The 1,013-nt window shown below is 56.7% G+C and carries 1 protein-coding gene; it reads left to right on the top strand.

Annotated elements, in window-relative coordinates:
* The coding region (gene hsdR / locus L972_RS02105) for an EcoAI/FtnUII family type I restriction enzme subunit R (RefSeq protein ID WP_047434932.1) at positions 1-1,013 on the top strand (1,013 nt) is incomplete at both ends.

Here is a 1,013-nt window from a genome sequence, read left to right as displayed (position 1 = left end):
GCCGACATCATCTCGAAATACCTGCTGCCTGCTATCAAGGCTGCTGGGTGGGATGATCTGACCCAGATCCGCCAAGAAGTACCGTTGCGGGATGGCAAGGTGGTGGTGCGCGGCCAGATGGCGGCACGCAAGAAGGTCAAATCGGCCGATATCGTGCTCTATCACAAGATGGGCTTGCCACTGGCGGTGATCGAGGCCAAAGCCAACAAGCATGAGATTGGCAAGGGGATGCAACAGGGGCTCGATTATGCCCGTCTGCTGGATGTGCCGTTCACGTTTGCCAGCAATGGCGATGGCTTTGTATTTCATGACAAGACCAATCCAGCCAAGCTGGAATCCGAGATCGCGCTGGAGGACTTCCCCAGCCCGGGCCAGCTTTGGGACAAACTCTGCACCTGGAAGGGTTACACCCAGGCACAGTTGCCTGTCATCAGTCAGGACTATTACTCGGATGGCAGCGGCAAATCTCCCCGCTATTACCAGCTGCAGGCCATCAACAAGACCGTAGAAGCCATCTCGAAAGATGAGGATCGGGTATTGCTGGTAATGGCCACCGGCACCGGCAAGACCTACACCGCATTCCAGATCATCTGGCGTTTGTGGAAGGCGGGCGCCAAGAAGCGCATCCTGTTTCTGGCCGATCGCAACATTCTGGTAGATCAAACCAAGATCAATGATTTTCAGTCCTTTGGCTCGGCCATGACCAAGGTCACCGGGCGCACGATCGACCCCGCCTATGAGATCCACCTTGCCCTATATCAGGCGCTCACCGGGCCGGAAGAGTCGCAGAAAGCCTTCAAGCAGGTCTCCCCCGACTTCTTCGACCTGATCGTGGTGGATGAGTGCCATCGGGGCAGTGCCGCTGAAGACAGCGCCTGGCGCGAGATCCTCGAATACTTCTCATCGGCTACCCAGATTGGTCTCACCGCCACGCCCAAAGAGACCGAGACCGTCTCCAGTACCGATTACTTCGGTGACCCTGTTTATACCTACTCCCTCAAAGAGGGAATCGA

It is taken from the genome of Aeromonas sp. ZOR0001, from assembly GCF_000801015.1.
GTDB lineage: Bacteria > Pseudomonadota > Gammaproteobacteria > Enterobacterales > Aeromonadaceae > Aeromonas > Aeromonas veronii.
The sequence above is the reverse complement of the archived record's forward strand: the minus strand, read 5'-3'. Positions and strand labels throughout refer to the sequence as shown.